This window comes from Thermoflexus hugenholtzii, assembly GCF_018771565.1.
Taxonomy (GTDB): Bacteria; Chloroflexota; Anaerolineae; order Thermoflexales; family Thermoflexaceae; genus Thermoflexus; species Thermoflexus hugenholtzii_A.
On record NZ_CP076326.1, the window covers coordinates 2,620,148 to 2,639,737 of the forward strand.

The window sequence follows — 19,590 nt, forward strand, 5'->3', positions numbered from 1 at the left end:
GCGTCGGTTGCAGGCACGCCCCGGCTCGGCTACACTCACTGAGAAGCATCCAATCGGGTCGCCCGGCGGGAGGTGGGATGGACAGGGATGTCCAGCGGTCCAGAAGGGCTTCGGGCCTCCGGCGGGTCGGTGCGGCGCTTCTGTTGGGTGGGGGGTTCCTGAGCCTCCTGTTGCTGGGGCTGGCCTGGCGGGGGATGGCCGCCGTCGTCCGCCCGCAGTCCGAAGGCGCCTCCGTGTGCTTCTATATGGACCCATGGGACAGCCGGGTTCGCTGCGTCTCCCGCGCGTTCCCGCAGGCGGCCGCCTCGATCACCGATCGCCTCTCCCTGCGCCTGCAGGCCCTGATCGCCGGCCCCACCCCGGAGGAGCGGGCCGCCGGCCTCTGGTCCCCGCTCCCGACCGGGGCGCGCCTGGCCAGCTTCCAGTGGTCCGGAACGATCCTCACCCTCTATCTGGAGCTGCCTGCCGCTTACCTGGAGCGAACCGCTCCGCAGGATCCTGTCCTCAGCCCGTGGACTGTGGACCAGGCCCTTTACCTGTTCCTGCGGCATCTGGAGCCCTTCGGGGTGCAGAACGTGCAGGTGATGGCCCGCAACCCGGCCGACGGGCGGTTCTATGCCCTCTCCGGGTTCCTCCGAGAGCCTCCGCCCCTGAACAAACCGACAGAGCTGGCGAAGGCGAGCGGGGAGACCCTGCAGCCGCTAAGCGTCTCCGGCCCGCCGGCCTACAGCCGCCCTCAGGCCTCCGGCTTCCTCAGCGGGAAGGCGATCTACCTCAGCGCCGGGCACGGCTGGTATTGGTATGCCCCCGGAGGCCGATGGCTGACCCAACGGGGCAACACCAACGGGCTGGTGGAGGACCTCAACAACGCGGAGGTCGTCAACCAGTTCCTGATCCAGTATCTCTACAACGCCGGCGCGGACGTCTGGCCGGTGCGCGAACGGGACATGAACACATGGGAGGGGATCGCCGACAACGACAACCCCGCCACGTATCAGGAACAGGGCCCGTGGTCTCCGGGCACCCTTCCCGGCTACAACGGCGGCACCTATCGCACCGCTCTCACCGCGCTGGGGACGGCCACGGCGATGGCCGTGTGGACCCTCATCCCACCCCGGGATGGCCTTTACGCGGTTTACGCGTGGTATGCCAGCGGCTCCAATCGGAGCACGGACGCCCAGTTCCTGATCGAGCACGCGGGCGGGCGCAGCGAGGTCCGCATCAACCAGCAGGGCCACGGCTACACCTGGCGCTACCTGGGCACCTTCCCCTTCCGGGGCGGGCAACCCGCCCGGGTCATCCTCACCAACCGCACCGACCGGCCGGAGAACCTGAACCGGGTGGTGATCGCCGACGCGGTCCGGATCGGTGGGGGAATGGGCACCGTCCTGGGGGATGGACCGCCGCCCAGCCCCGGGCCCAGCGGGCGGCCCCGGTGGGAGGAGGCGGCCCGCTACTGGGCCAAGTATCAGGGTGCCCCCCCTTCGGTTTATGACCCCTTCCAGTGCAGCACCTTCAGCGCCTGCGGCGACGCCATCGACGACGTCACCGCCCGACCTCGCTACGCCGAGTGGGAGCGGGAGCCCTTCGACGACCCGGTTTACTTCTCCTTCCACACCAACGCCTACAACGGGACGCTGCGCGGGACGGAGTCCTACGTTTACGACAACAGCGACCCGAACTACCGGCGCACGCCGGGCAGCCTGGAGCTGCAGAACGCCGTGCACACCCAGGTCATCCAGGACCTGCGGGCGGCGTGGGATCCGAACTGGATCGACCGGGGGAAGAAACAGGCCAACCTGGGGGAGCTGCGCCTGCTCTCCACCATGCCGGGCGTCCTGATGGAGGTGGCGTTCCACGACAACCCTCAGGACGCGGCGGCCCTGAAAGATCCTCGTTTCGCGCAGATCGTGGCCCGGGCGATCTACAAGGGGATCGTGCGCTACTACGCCCAGCGGGACGGCCGCACCCCGGTCTTCCTCCCCGAGCCTCCCCAGGCCCCGGTCGCCCGCCAGACCGGGCCGGGCCAGGTGACCCTCTCCTGGCAGCCCTCCCCCAGCGACGGCGGCGTCCTCCTGGGGCACCCGGCCACGGCCTACAAGGTCTACACCAGCACCGATGGGTTCGCGTGGAGCGACGGAGTGCTGGTGAACGGCACCACGTGGACCCTCTCCGGCCTGCCGGAGGGGAGGACGGTGTTCTTCCGGGTGACGGGCGTGAACGCAGGCGGCGAGTCCTTCCCCACGCCGGCCGTCGGGGTCCGGGTAGGGCCGTGGGGTGCCCCGCGCCTGCTGATCGTGGACGGGTTCGACCGGCTGGACGCGGCCATGCGGCCCGTGGAGGATCTGGGCGGCAGCCTGGGCCTCGTGACCCGGATGCCCCTCGCCCGGATGAACGGCTTCGACGCCCTGGCGGGGATCGGCCGCGCCCTCTCGTTGCCTTTCGATGGCGCGACCGATGAAGCCGTCGCCAGCGGCGCGCTCCCCCTGGAGGGATACGCCGCGGTGATCTGGGCCCTCGGAGAGGAGGGCTTCTCGGAGCCCACCCTGGACGACGCGGCGCGGGCCCGGCTGCGGACCTATCTCAGCAACGGAGGCCGCCTGATCCTCAGCGGCTCGAACGTCGGCCAGGACCTGAGCCAGCGAGATCCGGGCTTCCTGCGGGACGTCCTGCGGGCCGGGTTCTCCGCCGACGACGCAGGGACCCGAACCGCGCGCCCGGTCTCGGGCGGGCTGCTGGACGGCATCGGCGATCTCACGCTGGACGACGGGACGATGGGCAGCCACCGGGTGACCACGCCGGACGTGCTGACGCCGGGTCCCGAAGCCCAGATCCTGATGCAGTATCCGGACGGACGGGCGGCGGCCACCTTTTTCGGCGCGCCCTGCCCCCAGGTGGCCGTCTTCGGGTTCCCGCTGGAGAGCGCCTGGCCCATAAGCGCCCGAGCCGCGCTGCTGGACCGCCTCCTGAACGCGATGCTGGCCTGCGGGGCCCCGCCGGAGACGACCATCACCGCGCCGACCCCCAACGCGCTGCTGAACCGGATCCCCATCATCGCCGGGACGGCCTCGCCGTCGGATGTCACGGCGGTTCAGGTCGCGCTCCAGCGGACGAGCGACCAGCAGTGGTGGAACGGTTCGGGCTGGGGGGCCGGGCCGGTCTGGCTGACCGCCACCGGCCGCCTCACCTGGTCCTGGTCCCCGCCTTCGGATCTGGCGGATGGAACGTATGGGGTGCTGGCCCGGGCGGTCCGGGGCACCATCGTGGATCCCACCCCCGCTGCGGTGACCTTCACCCTGGACCGCACGCCGCCGGGGACACCGGTCCTGATCACCCCCACGGTGACGATGACCTACACCCCGCCGGTCCGGATGGAGTGGACGCCTACGGGCGCCGAGACGCCGGCCGGATACGTGGTGCTGATCAACACCGCCCGCTTCACGGTAACTGCGCCGCCCTTCCTGGCCAACCTGGCTCCTGGGGAATATCAGTGGACGGTCGCCGCCTTCGACGCGGCAGGTAATCTCTCCGGGACCCCTCCGCCGGTGCGGTTCTATGTGGCGGGGGGGACGCCGCCTGCCGGTCAGGTCTTCCTGCCTCTGGTGATGCGCGGGGCGGAGACCGCTCCCCCGCCGCCACCCCCTCCGACCTGTGGGGAACGCCTGGTCAACGGAGGCTTCGAGACGGATCTAACAGGGACCTGGCAGATCCTCAACCCAACGGCGCCCATCGCCCGGGTCCAGAGCCCGGTTTACGAGGGACAGTGGGCGGTCCGCCTGGGGGACCTGCAGGCGACCTCCCCCTCCTATGCCACCCTCTGGCAACGGGTGAGCCTGGATGGAAGCCGGGCCACCTTGAGCCTGTGGCGTCTGCCTCAGATCCGGGAGAGTGGCGATCGCTTCTACATTGGCTTCCGGAACGCCCGAAATGAATGGATCCCGCTGCTGGTCGACTCGGCGAACACCGGAGCGTGGGAGCCGGTGAGCCTGGACCTCACGCCCTATGCAGGCCAGATCCTCACCCTGACCATCGGCGTTTACAATAATGGGAGCCGTCCGGGCAGCGCGGCGGTGATCGACGCCGTGAGCCTGCAGGTCTGCCGGTAATGCCCCGGAGGGGAGGCGGGAAGGGATGCGTGCGCAGACGGCCTGGCTGGTGATCTTCCTCGGCGCCCTCGCCATCGCCCTAGTGATGACGCCGGTGGCCCGCGCGGTGGCCGTCCGCGTGGGGATGGTGGATCGTCCGGCCCCGCGCAAGCTGCACACGCGGCCCATCCCGCTGCTGGGCGGCCTCGCCCTTTACCTGGCCGTGCTGCTGGCCCTGTTGCTCTTCGAGGGCCGCTACAACCTTCCCCAGCTGGCCGGGATCCTGGCGGGGGCCACCGCCATCTCGTTCCTGGGGATCTGGGATGACCGCTGGGGGATGCGCCCGTTGATCAAGCTGGCCGGCCAGGTGCTCATCGCCGGCGCGGTGATGGCGACGGGCGTGACCGTCTCCCTCTTCCCCTGGCCGATCCTGAACCTCCTGGTGACGCTGCTCTGGCTGGTCGGGATCACCAACGCCTTCAACCTCATCGACAACATGGACGGCCTGTCGGGGGGGATCGGTGCGGTGGCCGCGGCCTTCTTCCTGCTCCTGGCCGCCCTGAACGGCCAGTATCTGGTGGGTGCCCTGGCCGCCGCCGTCCTGGGGGCCTGCATCGGCTTCCTGCGCTACAACTTCAACCCGGCCTCGATTTTCATGGGGGATGCCGGGAGCCTGTTCCTGGGGTTCCTGATGGCGGTTCTGGGGATCAAGCTCCGCTTCCCCAACAACGTCGCCTTCGTCACCTGGATGGTCCCGGTGCTGGTCCTGGGGATCCCCATTTTCGACACCGCCCTGGTGGTGCTCTCGCGGCTCCGGCGGGGCCTCAACCCGCTGACCACGCCGGGGAAGGATCATCTCTCCCACCGGCTGGTGCGGGCGGGGCTGACCCATCGGGAGGCGGTGTTGACGCTGTATCTGGCTCAGGTGACCCTGGGGGTGCTGGCGATGTTCGTCGCCATGGCGGGGGCGCTGGAGAGCTACCTGATCGGGGGATTGGTGGCGGGCTTCGCCCTGTGGGCCCTCTGGCGCCTGGAGCAGCCCCCCTTCTTCGAGCCGCCCACCAGGCGGTGAGGGCTGCGGATGCGACGCGGGCTTCCGATCCTGCTCGTCGGGCTCTTCCTCCTCAGCTTAGGGATCGGGCTGGCCCGGGTGCGCCCGGCCGCTCGATCCATTCCCCCTACCCAGCCCGCCCGGCTGATCCTGATCACCCGGACGCCGCAGCCCGGCGGGACGCCGGCTCCTTCCCTCCTCCTCACCCCCACACCGGAGGGGCGGTGGATGCGCGTGGCGGGGACGGGGGGGCTCGGGCTGCGGCTCCGGGAGGGCCCGGGGCTGAACCATCCGACCGTCGCGGTGCTCCCGGAGGGCACCCGGTTATGGGTCTTCCCGGAGCCCCAGGAAGCGGACGGCCTCCGCTGGTATCGGGCGCGAACGGAGGAGGGAGGTATGGAAGGATGGGTGGCGGAGCCCTATCTGGCCCCGGAGCCCCTCTCTTCGCCGTAGAAAAGCGGGTTCCGGGCGCAGGCTCCTTGAGCAGGTCCTTTACAGGCCGACCGCCTTCCGGATGAGCGCTATGATGCGGGCCTCCTCCGCCTCGGACATCCCCCTCAACGCAAACGCGACGGGCCACATCGCTCCCTCATCCAGGCGCGCCGCATCGGTGAAACCCAGGGTCGCATACCGTGTTTGGAATTTGGAGGCGCCCTGGAAGAAGCAGATCACCTTGCCGCCGCGAGCATAGGCCGGCATGCCATACCAGAGCCGCGGGGAGAGATCGGGCGCATGAGCCCGGATGATGGGATGAAGCCGCGTCGCCATCGTGCGATCCGGCTCAGGCATCTCCGCGATCTTCGCTAAGACGGCACCTTCTCCCTCTGCTTTGTCAGGCACCTTCCGTTCCCGAGCGCGCTCCTTCATCGCGGCCCGTTCCTCGGCGGTAAACCCCCCGGCGGTCTTCCGGCTGGTCTCCCGTGAGCCCTTCGTTTTCTTCTTCTTCCCCGGCATCGGGGGTCTCCTCCCGCTCACGCCAGCTCCGGCTGGATCAGGCCGTAATGGCCGTCCCGCCGGCGGTAGACCACGTTGATGCTGGCGGTCTCCGGGTTGTAGAAGATGAAGAAGTCGTGGCCGAGCAGCTCCATCTGCTCGATGGCTTCCTCCGGCGTCATCGCCGTGACCTCGAACCGCTTGATCTTCACGATCCGGCCGCCCTCTTCGGTTTCCCCGATCGCGGTTGGGGCGGTCTCCTCCGCGCCGGCCCGCGCGCGCCCCTCCCGCCGCCCCTTAAACCGCTCGATGCGCCGCTCCATCTTGTCCACCACCAGGTCGATGGCCGCCAGGAGATCCGCGTGGCGCTCCTCGGCCCGGAGGAGGAGGCCCGGCGTCATCCGCAGGGTGAGCTGCGCGATTTGACGTTGATCCCGGCTACGGGTGTTCTCCTGGGCCAGCTCCAGCTCGGCCTGCGAGATCGTGGGCAGGAAGCGCTCCAGCCGTGCGATCCGCTTGCGCGCGTAGGCCTCGATGGCCTCCGTGATCTCAATGTTCCGTCCCCGCACGATCAGCTCCATAGGCTCCTCCTAAGGGGATCGAAAGGGATCTTTGTCGGATCACCCGCGCGAGGGTGAACCCCCATACCGCGACCGCGCCGGCCTGATAGAGGGCCGCTGCGCAGGCCTCCAGGGTGGCCCCGCTGGTGCACACATCGTCGATCACCGCCACCCGCCTGCCCGCGATCCAGCGGGGATCGGCCTGGAAAGCCCCCTGCACGTTCGCCCGTCGCGCGAGGTGGTCCAGCCCCACCTGGGAGGGCGTGGCCCGCACGCGCCGCAGCGCCTCCGGGCGCACGGGGAGGCTCAGGTGTTCGGCCAGGGCCTCCGCGAGCAGGGCGGCCTGATTATACCCCCGCTGGCGCTCCCGCCCCCGGTGGGCAGGGACCGGGATCAGCAGGTCGGCCTCCAGGGCGAAGCGGGCCCAGCCGTCGGCCATCAGCGGGGCCAGGGCCCGGGCCACCGCATAGCGTCCATGGAATTTTAGCCGGTGCACCGCCCGGCGGAGGGGTCCCTGATAGAGACAGGCCGAGCGGATCCCCGCCAGCCGGAGCGGATCGGTCCGGCACGCGGGGCAGCGATCCCCCTCCGGCCACGGGATCCCGCAGCCCGGGCAGACCGGCGGCATAATCGGGATGACCGCCGCCGTGCAGGCGGCGCACCAGAGGGCTCCCGGCCTCCCACAACCGGCACAGCGCGGAGGGAAGAGGAGATCCAGCGCCTCCTCCAGGATGCGGAAGGGCAGGGTCAGGCGGACCGGGAAGGAGATCCGACGCACATCCTACCCCAAAGCGAGAGATCAACCCGGAGGTTTTTCGTTAAGGGAGGAACCCGCCGCCGAACTGCTTGAGCACGATGAGCAGGGCCGGCCCGAGCAGGACCACGAACATGGCGGGGAAGATCAGGAAGACCAGCGGGAACAGCATCTTGATCGGGGCTTGGCGGGCCAGCTCCTCCGCCCGCTGCCGGCGGCGCAGGCGCATCTGATCCGCCTGGATGTGAAGCACCTTGGCGATGCTCACCCCCAGCTGCTCCGCCTGGATGATGGCGGCCACGAAAGTGGTCATCTCCGGCAGATCCACCCGCGCCGCCATATCCCGCAGGGCATCCTTGCGGGAGCGCCCCAGGGCGATCTCATGGAGGACACGGGCGAAGGCGCGCCCCAGCTCGTTGTTCCAGCGCTCCGCCACCTTCTGCATCGCCGCGTCGAAGCCCAACCCGGCCTCCACACAGATCACCAGGAGATCCAGGGCGTCTGGCAACGTCTTGAGGATCTCCCGCTTGCGCCGGGCGATCTGCTGGTTGAGCCAGAGCATGGGAAAGTAAAAACCCAGCCCGCCCACGGCCAGGCTGAGAACCCACCGCTGGAGCGGCGGGGCCCGCAGCAGCAGCACCTGGAGGAGGCCGAAGAGGAACAGCCCGACCAGCAGACGCATCACGAAGAACTCCGCCGCCCCCAGGCGGGTGGGATTGCCAGCCAGCTCCAGGCGGCGACGGGTGTCCTCAATGATCGATTGCGGGGTGAACCGGGTGATGAAGGCCGCGATCTGGCGGAGAAGGGGGACGATGACCCGCTGGGTGAAAGGAATGGAAAGCTCGATGTCCTCCAGGGTCACCGGCACGTCCCGGGCGGCGAACTCCGCCAGCCGGGCCTGAAGCACCTCCTCCTCCCGCGGAGCCCCCAGGCCGATCACCAGGGCCAGCGCGATCACCCCCACGGCCAGGATGACCAGAACCACGATCAGGCTCAACATCCTCTTACACCTCGATCCGGACAATCCGGCGGATCACGAAGTAACCGATGAGCATCATGACCAGGGTGCAGGAGATCATAAAATAGCCCAGGATCCCGCTGTTGAAGAAATTCAACATGTAGTTGCGGTTGATCCCGAACAGGATCAGGCCCAGGGCGATGGGGAGGAACATCAGGACATAGCCGCTGAGGGTTTGCTGGGCGGTCAGCGCCCGGATCTCCCCCTGGATCCGAACGCGCTCGCGGATGGTGAAGCTGATGGTGTCCAGGATCTCAGCCAGGTTCCCGCCCACCTCGCGGTGGATCAGGATCGCCGTGACCAGCATCTCCAGGTCGTCGCTGCGGACCCGACGGAGCATGTTCTGGAGGGCCTGTTCCAGGGAGAGGCCCAGCTGCTGCTCCTTGACCACGCGATCGAACTCGACGGAGATCGGCGGGGGGAGCTCCCGGGCCACGGCCTCCATCGCCTGCAGGACGCTGTAGCCGGCCCGCAGGCCGTTCACCATCAGGTTGATGGCGTCCCCCAGCTGGGCGTTGAAGGCCTGCAGCCGCCGCCGCTGGCGCCAGGCCACATACAAGCGGGGGGCGAAGAAGCCGGCCACTGCCCCCAGCAGCGTGAGCGGCAGGAAGCGGAAGATCAGCTGGGCCAGCAGGAGCCCGAGCCCCGCGGAGAGGATCTGCATGACCAGGAACTCCGCGGGGGTGATCTTGAGATCCGCCCGGGCCAGCTGGAGGCGCAGGTCCTCCGCGAAGCCCCGCCCGGCGATGGCCCGGTTCAGGCTTTCGGTGAGGGGAATGGCCCGGCGGGAGGGCGCCGGACGGGATGGCCCCTCGCCCCGGCGCACGGGCGGGGCAGCGGCGTAGCGTTCCAGCCGCTCGACCACCTCCTCCTCTTCCCCTCCGAAGATGTAGAGGAGCAGGAGGATCACGATCAGCGCGCCCCCGCCGATCAGCACATAAGTCTGCCAGGCCATCCCCTTCCCCCTATCGACGCCCGATGCCGAAGATCGAGGGCGGCAGCCGGATGCCGGCCTCCTCCAGGCGGTCAATGAAGCGCGGCCGGATCCCCGTGGGCACCAGCCGGCCGACGATCTTCCCTCCTTCCATCCCGTATTGCTCGAACTTGAAAAGCTCGGTAGTGGTGATCACCTCTCCCTCCAGGCCCTGGACCTCCGTGAGGGAGACGATCTTGCGGGAGCCGTCCCGCATGCGGGCGGTCTGGACGATCAGGTCGATGGCCATGGCGATCTGCTCCCGGATCGCCCGGTGGGGGAGATCCGTCCCGGCCATCAGCACCATGTTCTCCAGGCGGGCCAGGGCGTCGCGGGGGCTGTTGGCGTGGATGGTGGTCATGGAGCCCTCGTGGCCGGTGTTCATGGCCTGGAGCATGTCAAAGGCCTCGCCCCCGCGGCACTCCCCGACGATGATCCGGTCCGGGCGCATCCGCAGGGCGTTGATCACCAGATCCCGCATGGTGATCTCGCCCTTCCCCTCGATGTTCGGCGGACGGGTCTCCAGGGTGACCACGTGCTCCTGGCGCAGCTGCAGCTCCGCCGCGTTCTCAATGGTGATGATCCGCTCCCCCTCCGGGATGAAGCCGGAGAGGATGTTGAGCAGGGTGGTCTTGCCTGAGCCCGTCCCGCCGGAGACCACGATGTTGATCTTCGCCTGGACGCAGGCTTTCAGGAACTCCATCACCTCCGGCGTGGCCGAGCCCAGGCGGATCAGATCCTCCACCGTGAGAGGGGTGCGGTAGAACTTCCGGATGGTCACCACCGGGCCGATCAGGGAGATCGGCGGGATCACGATGTTGACGCGGGAGCCGTCGGGCAGCCGGGCGTCCACGTAGGGCATGCTCTCGTCCACCCGCCGGCCCAGGGGGGCGACGATGCGTTCGATGATCCGCATCAGATGTTCGTCGTCCTCGAAGACCACGTTCGTCCGCTCGATCTTCCCGTTGCGCTCGATGTAGACCTTCTTCGGGCCGTTGACCATGATCTCGGTGATGGTGTCATCCTGGAGCAGAGGCTGCAGGGGGCCGTAGCCCAGGATCTCGGCCACGATTTGCTCGAACAGCCGCTGGCGCTCTAGGCGGCTCAGGACGATGTGATCCTCCGCCAGGACGGCGTCGAACTTCTCCTCGATCATCGCCCGCAGCTCTTCGGTGCGGGAGAGATCCAGGGTGGGCTCCAGCTCCGCGAGAAGCTTGTTCTGGATCCGGCTTTTGAGATCCGCGTAGGCGTCCCGGAGGCCGGTGGTGGTGGGCAACGGCCGGCGGGGGGCGGAAGGCGGCGGAGGCTCCGGGGCCGGCCCCGGGCGCGCCGGCTCGGGGCTCGGCGCGGCTGCAGGAGAGCTCTGATTTCCCTGAATCCGTCGCAGGAGCGACATCCTTCACCTCCGGAAAGCAAATGGGAACAGCCTCCTAACGGCCAGTCCGCCGCCGGACCTCCTCCACCTCGGGAGCGGCGGAGAGCGCCTCCTCGACCCGCCCGGCCAGCTGGAGGAGGGCCTGGGCGATGGGCCGGGCCCGCTGGGCGACCAGCGGGCTGCCCTTGTTGATCGACTGCAACACCGTCGTCTCATCCCAGGGAATCTGGGCAACCACCGGGTGCTTGAGGGCCTGCTCCACCATCTCCGCCGTGATCCCGAAGCGCCGGTCGGCCTTGTTGAGGACCATCAGGGTCTTCTGGGGCGGGTACTCCAGCTGGGCCGCCACATCGAAGAACAGACGGGCGTTCTTGATGGTGGGCACGTCCGGCGTCACCACCAGCACGATCCGATCGGCCTCATCGAGGATCTGCAGCGTGAGATCCGAGGGCTGGGTCGTTGTGTCGATGACCAGGATGTCGAAGAGACCGCGGGCCAACCCCAGGATGCGCTTCATCGCCTCCGCGGTCACATACTCCGCCAGCTCCGGGCGGGGCGGGGCCAGCAGCACCTTCAACCCCGAGGCGTGGGAGAGCATCGTCAAGGTCAACGCCTCCGGATCCACCTCATCCATCTGGGCCAGATCCGCCAGATGGCGAGGCCCCTGCAGGTTCAAGAACACCCCCACATCCCCGAACGGCAGGGAAGCGTCGATGAGGGCCACCTTGCGATCCGGCTTCTGGAGGGCAACCGCCAGGTTCACCGCGATCATCGTGGTCCCCACGCCCCCCTTCGGGCTGTAGACGGCCACCACCTTCCCCCGCGCGCCGCCCGGCCCGGCCGCGACCCCCAGCGGGCCTGCGGGCGGCAGCACCGCCGGAGGCCGCCGGGTCCGGACCACCCGACGGACCGTGGCCACCAGCTCGTCCGCCGAGAAGGGCTTAGGGAGGAAGTCCCGGGCTCCGGCCAGCATCGCCCGCCGCAGGTAGTCCGCGTCGCTCTGCACAGACATCATGACCACCTGCGTGAGGGGAGCGACCTCCATGATTCGCTCCACCGCGGCGATGCCGCTCATCCCGGGCAGGTTGATGTCCAGCAGAACCACGTCCGGCTGCAGATCCCGCGCCAGCCGGATCCCTTCCTCCGCGGTGGCTGCGCTCCCCACCACCTCGATGTCCGGCTCGAACATGAGGAGCTTCTTCAGGTTCTCCCGCGTCTCGGGGACATCATCCACAATCAGCACGCGAATCCGCGCGTCCGCCATCGGATCTCCTCAATCAATATAGACTCCCGTCCCCCCGCCGCTCACCGGCACGGCTCCCGGGCGAACGCATCCGGACAACCCGGGATCGTATCCAGGGCAAGGCCGAAGCGCCCGGGCGGCGGGAGAGTGATCCCGATCCGCTGGAGCAGCCATCCCAGGGTCACCGGGTCCGTCCGCACCAGCTGGTTATCCGTCGGGTTGCGCAAGGCCAGGTCCACCACCGCCCCGGATTCCCGCAGCCACTGCAGGATCAACGCCTCCTGCGGATCGACCAGCAACGTGATATATCGCTGGCGCGGCATCGGAGTGGGCGTGGGCGCGGGACCCGGCGTCGGCGTCGGCCCGGGCGGGGGCGGAGGCTGCGGAGGCTCAAAGGGTCCGATGGAAAGGATCTCCACGTTCTGAAGGACCAGCTGGCTGACCCGTAATTCCACCTGCTGCTCCGGCTTCACCACGGCCGCCTGCGCCGCGGCGCCGGGCTCCACCCCGAGGGCCCGCAACCGATTGAACAGATCTTCGTCCAGGATCTGCGGGCGGAACTCCCCATCGGCGGTCGCCTTGACTGGAACCAGACGGAACGTCACCAGCACGTCCACCCGATCCCCAGGCGCCAGGTTGAAGGCGACGGCCCCCGCCTCGTCGGCCGGGATGGGGAAGGCCACTTTCCCGGGCGGCACGAAGAGACTGGCCTCCGATCCCCGCCGCGCCGCCTCCGCGGGCCGCACCGTCAGGTCCTCCGGCACGATGGGCTTCTGCCGGGGGATGTCCACCCGGGCGACCTTCCCGATCACCTCCTTCGGATCCGCGAAAGCCCCCTCCGGCAGGACCTCAACCGGCCATCCCCGCAGGGTGACATCCGACTCCGTGATCACCGCCCCGCGCGGGATGCTCTGGGCCGCGATGACGATGGGCTTCAGCGAAGGGGGTGTGGGCGTTGGCGTCGGGGCCGGGCCCGCGGCGAAGCGGGGCACGAGCAGCAGCGCGGCCCCCATCAGGACCAGGATCAGCAGGATGAGCAGCAACAACGTTCGATTTCTGCGCCGGCGCATCCCTCTGCCTCCGGTTCAGGATCCTACCACCCTCCACAGCACACCGCCTCCTCCGGATCGCAACCCGCCCTCATCGAGCCTCTGCACAACCCGGCACCCCACTACTCCCCGATTCGGGAGCGGGTGGGGCCGTCAAAAGCCACCCGGTTACTGAATATTATAGGCCCTTTCCAATTTTCCGTATAGGCCTTTTGTCCCCCGGTTGCGCCCTCGCACCTACTGCCGCCCCCGGGATCGCCGGCGGCGCCACGCCAGCAAAGCCGCCAGCAAGGCCAGGCCGCCCCCTGCCACCGGCCCCCAGAGCGCTCCGCCGGTCCGCGGCAACCGAGCGGCATCCAAACCGGGTGTGGCCACGCCGCGGCTCCCCGTATCGGATCCCCCCGATGGACCCGGGGGCGGAGGCGGGGGGGCTGGGACTGCCGTAGCGGTGGGCATGGGAGAAACCGTCGGCGAGGGAATAGGGGTTACCGTGGGAGGGGGCTGCGTAGGAGGCACGGGCGTGGACGTCGGCGTGAACGTGGGGGAGGGCGAAGGCGTCGGCGTGGGCGAAGGAACCGGCGTCTCCGTCGGGGTCGCCACCGGGGTGGGCGTCCACGTCGGGAACGGGGTGGGCGTCGGGCCCGGGGTGGGGAACTGGGCGCTGGCCCGATCGCCCCACCCCAGGGCGAGACCCACCCCCAACGCCAGGCTCAGCCCGGCTCGCAACCCGCCGCGCGCCCACCTATGCATTCTTTGAACGCGAGCGCCTTCCCACGCCATGGACCTTCTCCCTCCGGATGCGATCCCGCCAGCCTCCGGCTGAGGGGATCTTACCATCGAACCGACTACGCTGGGAAGCCCTGGTCCGGAACCGCCAGGCAGCCGATGGATTCACGGATCGGCTCACGGACCTCGCAGGATCAGAGGGAGGAACACCCGATATCCGCCCACCATCACCGGCGCGGTGACGTTGTTGTCCTCCCGCGTCTCCATCACACATCCCCGGCCGGGGAAGCCAAAGCCGAGCGCATAAGCATCTACCATGGCGCGGATCGAGGCGGCCCTCGTGAGCGGCAGCGTGAAGACCTGGGAGGCCGCGGCGCCCGGGGGCAGCCGATGCGCTCCCAGAGAGAGATAGTCCGCGTAAACGGCGTCGTTCACCCAGAACCCCACCAGCACCCAGTGGGGCGCGCACAACGGGTTCACGCTGGACAGCGGGCGGGCGGTTCCCGGACCGACATTGGTGACGACCACGGTGAGGGTGACCGTGCTCCCATCGAAAACGACGGAACCCGGCAGGATGGCGGCCACCAGGTCGGGCCCGGCCAGGGCGGTGACGTCGGAGGCCTCGAAGCGGTCCGCCAGGGGCACTCCCGTTGCCCCGAAGGCTCGGGCGGTGACCGTGTTGGTGAAGGCGACCACGTCCGAGAGGTTGGCGGAGACGCTGATCTGAGCGCTCCGGACGAAGGAGATCGTCGCCCGGGGTCCCAGGGCGGGGAGCGTGATCACCATCTGCCCGGCCTCCACCGGCGGATCCACAAAAGTGATCCACGGCCATCCGGTCAGCGTGTCGGTGATCCGAAGATCCGTCACCGTCACCCAGCCGGTGTTGGTGAGGGTAATGGTGTAGCGGAGGATCTCCTCGATGTCCGCTTGGCTTCGATCGTCGGTCTTGACGATCTGGAGGGCATACGGCTGGCGCACCACGTGGGTGACAGCCCCCAGCGGGAGGGACGAGGCGCCGGAGAGGGCCGCCGTGGCGGTGAGCCAGGCCCCGTCCTCGATCCACATCGGGTCCGTGATCCGGACCGTCCATGTCAGGGCGGCTGTTTCCCCCGCGCCCAGGCCGGGCAGGTCCCAGCGAAAGACCGGCCAGGATCCCGTGAACACCGACCCCGCGGTGACCTGAAGGCTGTTCGGAAGCGGAACGACGGCGAGGGGGAGCTGCCCGGTGATCTGCACCGCCCCCAGCGGAGCGGACGCGGGGTTGGTCACCCGCAGCGTGTAGGTGAGCAGATCTCCCGGGAAGACCACGCTCCCGGCGGGCGGGAGGGCGGTGAGGGTGCCGGTCAACGCCGTCACCGGATGGACGACAACGTTGCCGGCGAGCAGCCCGAACTCATCGGTCTGCAAAACGGCCTGGTTCTGGATCTGGCCGCCCCCCGCGGTCACGGTGACCGCGAAAGTGAACGTCAGGACGCTCCCGGGGGCGAGGGCCGACATTTCCCCCACCCACCCGCCGGCGGAGACTGTCCATGAGAGCCCTGCGGAGGCGGAGGCCGACCCGGCCACGTAGGCGGTCCCCGCGGGGAACTCATCCGTCAGCCGGAGGTTGTGGAGGGTGGCCCCGCTGTCGTTGGTCAGGATCACCGTGTAAGTGATCCGATCCCCGGGTCGCACCGCGCTGCCCTCTGGCGGGATCGCCTGCTTGACCCAGGCAGGCGGCTTGTCCGGGACCTCGTAGCGCAGATCGGCGCGGAGCAGGAAGGGCGCGGTGAGAGGGTTCGTGGTGCTGAGGGCCACCTCATACTGAAGGGACTGGACATAGAAATTGAGGGGGATGGAAAGGGTGACCTCTCCTGTCCCGGTGAGCGGCGTCCACGGGCTCCAGTCGCTCCACGGAAAGCCGTCCTGGGCCTGGGATCGGATGCGGACCGCGGCGTCGGTTCCGGGCGGGCGCAGGAACTGAAGGTCCAGGGTCAGCAGCAGCCGCCGCCGGTCCAGATGGAAAGGCGGGGCGAGGTAGCGCCCGCTGGAGAGGAAGAGCCCTGCCCCCTCTGCGCTCAGGCGGCCGGCGTTGATGTGGGTCAGGGGGATGCTGTCGGTGCCCTGCAGGCCGCGCCCTCCGATCACATACACCCATCCGTCCGGCAGCACCACCATGGCGTGGGCGCTGCGGGGTGGGGTGATCAGGCTGGTGGCCGTCCAGGTGATCACTGCCCCGCTGTCCGCCAGGGCTCCCGCCCGCACGTCGCGGCTGACATCGCTGAGGTTGCTTTGCAATCCCCCGCTGGTGAGCAGCAGGCCGTTGTAGCCGATGGCCGCCAGCTCCACCAGGTTGTTGTCCAGGGGCTCGGTGCGGGTGAAGGGCCCCAGCAGCGTCCCATCCCCCAGGGGCGCGAACCAGACCTCATAGAGGGGCGGGCTTTCCACGTTGTTTGTTCCCGTCATCCCCCCGATCACGTAGAGATAGCCCTGCTCGGCCACCGCGGCGTGCCGCCACAGGGGATAGGGCAGGGTCCATGTGAGGCGGGTCCAGCCGGTGATGGCGCCGGTGGTCGGATCCGGCCGGGCCACGTAGATGGTGTCGGTCACCTGGAGGTTCTCATCGATCCCGCCCAGGACGTAGATCCATCCCGCCCACGCCACCGTCGCCATGCTCTCCAGCCCGACGGGCAGGGAGACCGCCTCCGTGAACGGGGAGAGGGAGCCATCCGGGTTCACCCGGGCGTAGGCCACCTGACGCTGGGCCACTCCGAAGTCCGGGTTCGGCGCTCGCCTGCCGCCGATGACATACAGGAAAGAACCGACCTGCGCCGCTCCCCCATAGGCGGTGCCCTGAGGGAAGATCCCGGTGAGGTTGGTCGTGACGGTGACCCATGGCGTGAGGTTGTGATCGCCCAGGACCGTGGCGGATTGCACGATGGAGCGCGTCAGGGCGCTGCCCACGGTGGCATCGTGGAGCCCGCCGATCACATAGATGCGCCCGTTCGTGTAGACCGCGGCGTGGCCCCATCGGGGGACCAGGCCCGCTGTCACCACCGTGGTGATCCACTCCCCGCTCAAGCCGGCCCGAAGCAGCGAGACCGCGCCGTCCCCCATGCCGGCCAGCCCGGTGCGGAGGAACTCCCCGGCGCTGAAATCCGCCAGCGTGGTCTGGGAAAGGACCTGGACGCCGGCCTCGGCCCGACGGCTCAAGAGGAGCAGCAGGGCGAGGAACCCGGCGCCCGCGATGAGAAGCGTTGCCCCAACTCGATGCCAACCTTTGTGCGTCCGCATTTCCGGATCCCGAGCGCTGAGAGTGGGAAGATGAGGGTCCCGGGAGGCCCGTTAACGGGAGCCTCCCGGGACGGGGATCGGCTCACTTGAACAGGAAGAGCTGGGGAGGCGAGGTCGGGCAGGCGTTATCGTTATAGGTCAGCTGGAAGTTGGCGCCGGAGACGTCGACCTCGTAGCCGAAGATGGCGCCGTTCCCGGTGAACCCCCGGCTGCCCGAGAGGTTGACCAGGCCGTTCGGAGCGTAGATCAGGCCCTCCCAGGAGATTCGAGCATACGAGAGCTGGATCGCCCCGTTGTTGGTGTCGTTGGACGTCGAGAAGAACAGGAGCTGCCCCTTGCCGTCCGGCTCCCGGTAGAACCCCTTGAAGTAAGCGTCATCGTTGTTCGAGCTGGTGGACTTGATCTCGCCGTTGGTCACAATCGTCAGCGTGACGGTTCCCCCGCCCTGGATGGTGACGTCGCCGTTGACCACGTAGAGCCCGTCGCAGAGCTTATAGGAGCCGCCGCCGTTGTTCCCGGGGGAAGGGCAGAGGCCGCTGGATTTCAGGGTGATCGGGCCGCTGAAGTAATAGCGCCGGCTCGCATCCACCTGGTTCCACTTGGAGCCGCCGGGGAGGAAGTCTTCGTATCGATAGAACTGGGGCATCGGGATGTAGCCGCCCTGCTGGGCGGTCTGGCAGGTTCCGTTCCCTTTCTTCTCTGTCACATAGTCGCAGACGCCGTTGATATACATCTGCTGGCTGATGTTGATGTCGGCGTTGGAGTGGATGTTGCCGTTGACGACCCCGGCCTGGCCGCCGCCGGTGGCCTTGAGGACGTTAGGCGCACAGTTGCCGGTGCACCCGCCGAAGATGGCCCAGCCGTTGCAGGAGATCGGCGGCTGGTAGACCGCCACCGCCTCCGCGCTCACGCGCAGGTTCGCCTGACCGATGATCTGGGCGATGAAGGCGGAGAAGGGGTTCCAGACCACCACGCGGACGCCCTTCACGTCCTTCGTCCCGATCTTGGCCGGGACGAAGCCGCCGCCGACCGGACCGAGGACGTTCCCGTCGGCGTCGGTGTAGAAGACCTGGATGTTGGCGTTATACGCGTTCCCGGGCTGGCCATCCGTATCCGGCAGGCCGTGGGCCTCCACGGCGCTGTTCACCGCCCGCAACAGCGCTGCCTCCGGGCAGCCGTAGCCCTGGGGGTTGCCGCACCAGGGCTTGGGGTTCCAGAGGAAACGCGCCCCGGTCAGGGCCCCGGCGTCGGCCCCGTTCTGGGCCCGCCGGCGCTGGCCGTAGGCGTTGCTGCCATCCAGGGCCAGGGCCGTGAGGGCCAGAAGGCCCACAAAGGCCAGCGCGATCAACACCAGCGCTTGTCCTCGGTTTCGTCCGTGCATCTTTCCACCTCCCCCGGACGCCCCGGTCTATGGGCATCCGCTTGAGCCGTTGTTGAGGGCGCGCTGCACCGCGTAAGCCTGCAGCGCCACCTCCGGGCCGAACATCGCCTGCATCACCGGCGTGATCATCGTGAACGAATACCGCGTGGAGACCGTGATCGGCGTGCCGAAGCAGATCTGCCCCGGATCGTTCGGCGTGATCACGATCGTCACCCGATAGGGATCCAGAGGGGTCCCGGGCGTGGAGCGGATGGCGATGAAGGTGCGATCGTAGGCGTTGTTGGGCGTCTGACAATCCGGGCCGTTCGCCGCGCTGATGCAGCGGGGGTTCATCGCCGCATACAGCGCCCCCTCCCCGGCGGCGTCCTGGATGGCCACCCAGGCCATATACATCCGCCCCAGATCCAGCACCCCGGTGAGCAGGATCAGCAAGACGGTGGCCGCCAGGGCGAACTCCACCAGGCTCTGACCACGTCCTCGTCCCATGATCCCCATCGGGCTCCCTCTACGGTTTCGGCATCGCGATGCCGCTGATCGGGACCACCGAGCGCATCCCGGCGAAGCGCAGCGTCAGGCCGGGGAGGAAAGGCTGCATCAGAGGGGTGGCTGCCCTCACCCGGGACTGCACTTCCACATACACCTGATCGTTCAGAGCCAGGACCGCCGTCGGCAGCTGGGTCTGCGCGGGATCGGAAGCGCACACCCCCAGGGAGGTGCTGCCCCCGCCGGAGGTGGGGCGCCGGTATTCCACCGTGATCGTCACCTGGCTTCGGGGCGTCAGGGCCAGGGTCCCGTAAGCCCGGTTCAGGATCTCATTGCACTCCACGGCGGTGACCTTCCCCCGGTCGGCGTCGTTGGCCCGGTGGAGGGTCGCCGCCCCCGCCCGCAACGCCTCCCGGGCCGCGTTGGAGACCTCAGTGTAGATGTAGAGGACGCGGCCGAACTCCATGATCCCCAGCATAAACAGCAACAACACCGGGAGGATCAGGGCGAACTCCACCAGCCCCTGACCCCGACGGAAGGACGCCCCCCGCATCCCCACCTCTCGGATCCGTGAGGTCATATGTCTCTTACCTCCGTGGAGGTAAACCGCCCAAAAGGGCGGGGAGGTTACGGCCCCTCCCCGCCCCACCCCGGACTTTCGGGCTATTGACGGTTTGAGATTTTTT

The 19,590-nt window shown here is 68.7% G+C and carries 16 protein-coding genes; 3 read left to right on the forward strand and 13 right to left on the reverse strand.

The window, feature by feature from the left end; all coding sequences use genetic code 11:
• The first annotated feature begins 77 nt into the window (after positions 1-77).
• Genes KNN16_RS11875 through KNN16_RS11885 form a run of 3 tightly spaced genes read left to right on the forward strand, consistent with a single transcriptional unit; the run spans position 78 to position 5,589 of the window.
• Positions 78-4,106 carry an N-acetylmuramoyl-L-alanine amidase gene (locus tag KNN16_RS11875; protein WP_303897138.1) on the forward strand — a complete coding sequence of 1,343 codons (4,029 nt, stop codon included), beginning with the start codon at positions 78-80 and terminating at the stop codon, positions 4,104-4,106.
• A gap of 25 nt (positions 4,107-4,131) precedes the next feature.
• Positions 4,132-5,157 (forward strand): MraY family glycosyltransferase, encoded by a 1,026-nt coding sequence (locus KNN16_RS11880; protein WP_303897139.1) that lies wholly within the window; start codon positions 4,132-4,134, stop codon positions 5,155-5,157.
• Positions 5,158-5,166: 9 nt separating this feature from the next.
• A complete protein-coding gene (locus KNN16_RS11885) occupies positions 5,167-5,589 on the forward strand; it encodes an SH3 domain-containing protein (RefSeq protein ID WP_303897140.1) in 423 nt (140 codons plus the stop codon).
• A gap of 39 nt (positions 5,590-5,628) precedes the next feature.
• Here the strand turns inward: KNN16_RS11885 and KNN16_RS15210 are convergent, their stop codons facing one another.
• From KNN16_RS15210 to KNN16_RS11950, 13 genes are all read right to left on the reverse strand, one after another.
• On the reverse strand, positions 5,629-6,090 hold the full coding sequence (locus tag KNN16_RS15210; protein WP_369685861.1) for an iron chaperone: 462 nt from the start codon (positions 6,088-6,090) through the stop codon (positions 5,629-5,631).
• A gap of 17 nt (positions 6,091-6,107) precedes the next feature.
• Entirely contained in the window at positions 6,108-6,650 is a 543-nt protein-coding gene (gene raiA / locus KNN16_RS11895) for a ribosome-associated translation inhibitor RaiA (RefSeq protein ID WP_299285864.1), read from the reverse strand.
• Complete coding sequence (locus KNN16_RS11900; RefSeq protein WP_299285867.1) at positions 6,619-7,407, reverse strand: ComF family protein; 789 nt, start codon at positions 7,405-7,407, stop codon at positions 6,619-6,621. The genes raiA and KNN16_RS11900 overlap by 32 nt, the downstream gene beginning before the upstream one ends.
• Positions 7,408-7,447: 40 nt before the next feature.
• Complete coding sequence (locus KNN16_RS11905) at positions 7,448-8,383, reverse strand: type II secretion system F family protein (RefSeq protein ID WP_303897142.1); 936 nt, start codon at positions 8,381-8,383, stop codon at positions 7,448-7,450.
• A gap of 4 nt (positions 8,384-8,387) precedes the next feature.
• Entirely contained in the window at positions 8,388-9,356 is a 969-nt protein-coding gene (locus KNN16_RS11910) for a type II secretion system F family protein (RefSeq protein WP_303897143.1), read from the reverse strand.
• 10 nt (positions 9,357-9,366) lie between these two features.
• Complete coding sequence (locus tag KNN16_RS11915) at positions 9,367-10,770, reverse strand: CpaF family protein (protein ID WP_303897144.1); 1,404 nt, start codon at positions 10,768-10,770, stop codon at positions 9,367-9,369.
• Positions 10,771-10,804: 34 nt separating this feature from the next.
• Positions 10,805-12,013 carry a CpaE family protein gene (locus KNN16_RS11920; RefSeq protein WP_303897145.1) on the reverse strand — a complete coding sequence of 403 codons (1,209 nt, stop codon included), beginning with the start codon at positions 12,011-12,013 and terminating at the stop codon, positions 10,805-10,807.
• A 41-nt stretch (positions 12,014-12,054) separates the two neighbouring features.
• The gene (gene cpaB, locus KNN16_RS11925; protein WP_303897146.1) at positions 12,055-13,062 is read right to left on the reverse strand and encodes a Flp pilus assembly protein CpaB; all 1,008 of its coding nucleotides are present in this window, start codon (positions 13,060-13,062) and stop codon (positions 12,055-12,057) included.
• Positions 13,063-13,278: 216 nt separating this feature from the next.
• Positions 13,279-13,821: an LPXTG cell wall anchor domain-containing protein gene (locus tag KNN16_RS11930; RefSeq protein ID WP_303897147.1), complete on the reverse strand. Its 543-nt coding sequence runs from the start codon at positions 13,819-13,821 to the stop codon at positions 13,279-13,281.
• 123 nt (positions 13,822-13,944) lie between these two features.
• Positions 13,945-17,040: a hypothetical protein gene (locus tag KNN16_RS11935; protein ID WP_303897148.1), complete on the reverse strand. Its 3,096-nt coding sequence runs from the start codon at positions 17,038-17,040 to the stop codon at positions 13,945-13,947.
• Positions 17,041-17,122: 82 nt separating this feature from the next.
• Positions 17,123-18,421, reverse strand: a complete 1,299-nt coding sequence (locus KNN16_RS11940; protein ID WP_303897149.1) for a Tad domain-containing protein — start codon at positions 18,419-18,421, stop codon at positions 17,123-17,125.
• Between the two features lie 27 nt (positions 18,422-18,448).
• Complete coding sequence (locus KNN16_RS11945; protein WP_303897150.1) at positions 18,449-18,907, reverse strand: TadE/TadG family type IV pilus assembly protein; 459 nt, start codon at positions 18,905-18,907, stop codon at positions 18,449-18,451.
• 19 nt (positions 18,908-18,926) lie between these two features.
• The gene (locus KNN16_RS11950; protein WP_303897151.1) at positions 18,927-19,484 is read right to left on the reverse strand and encodes a TadE/TadG family type IV pilus assembly protein; all 558 of its coding nucleotides are present in this window, start codon (positions 19,482-19,484) and stop codon (positions 18,927-18,929) included.
• Positions 19,485-19,590: the final 106 nt, after the last annotated feature.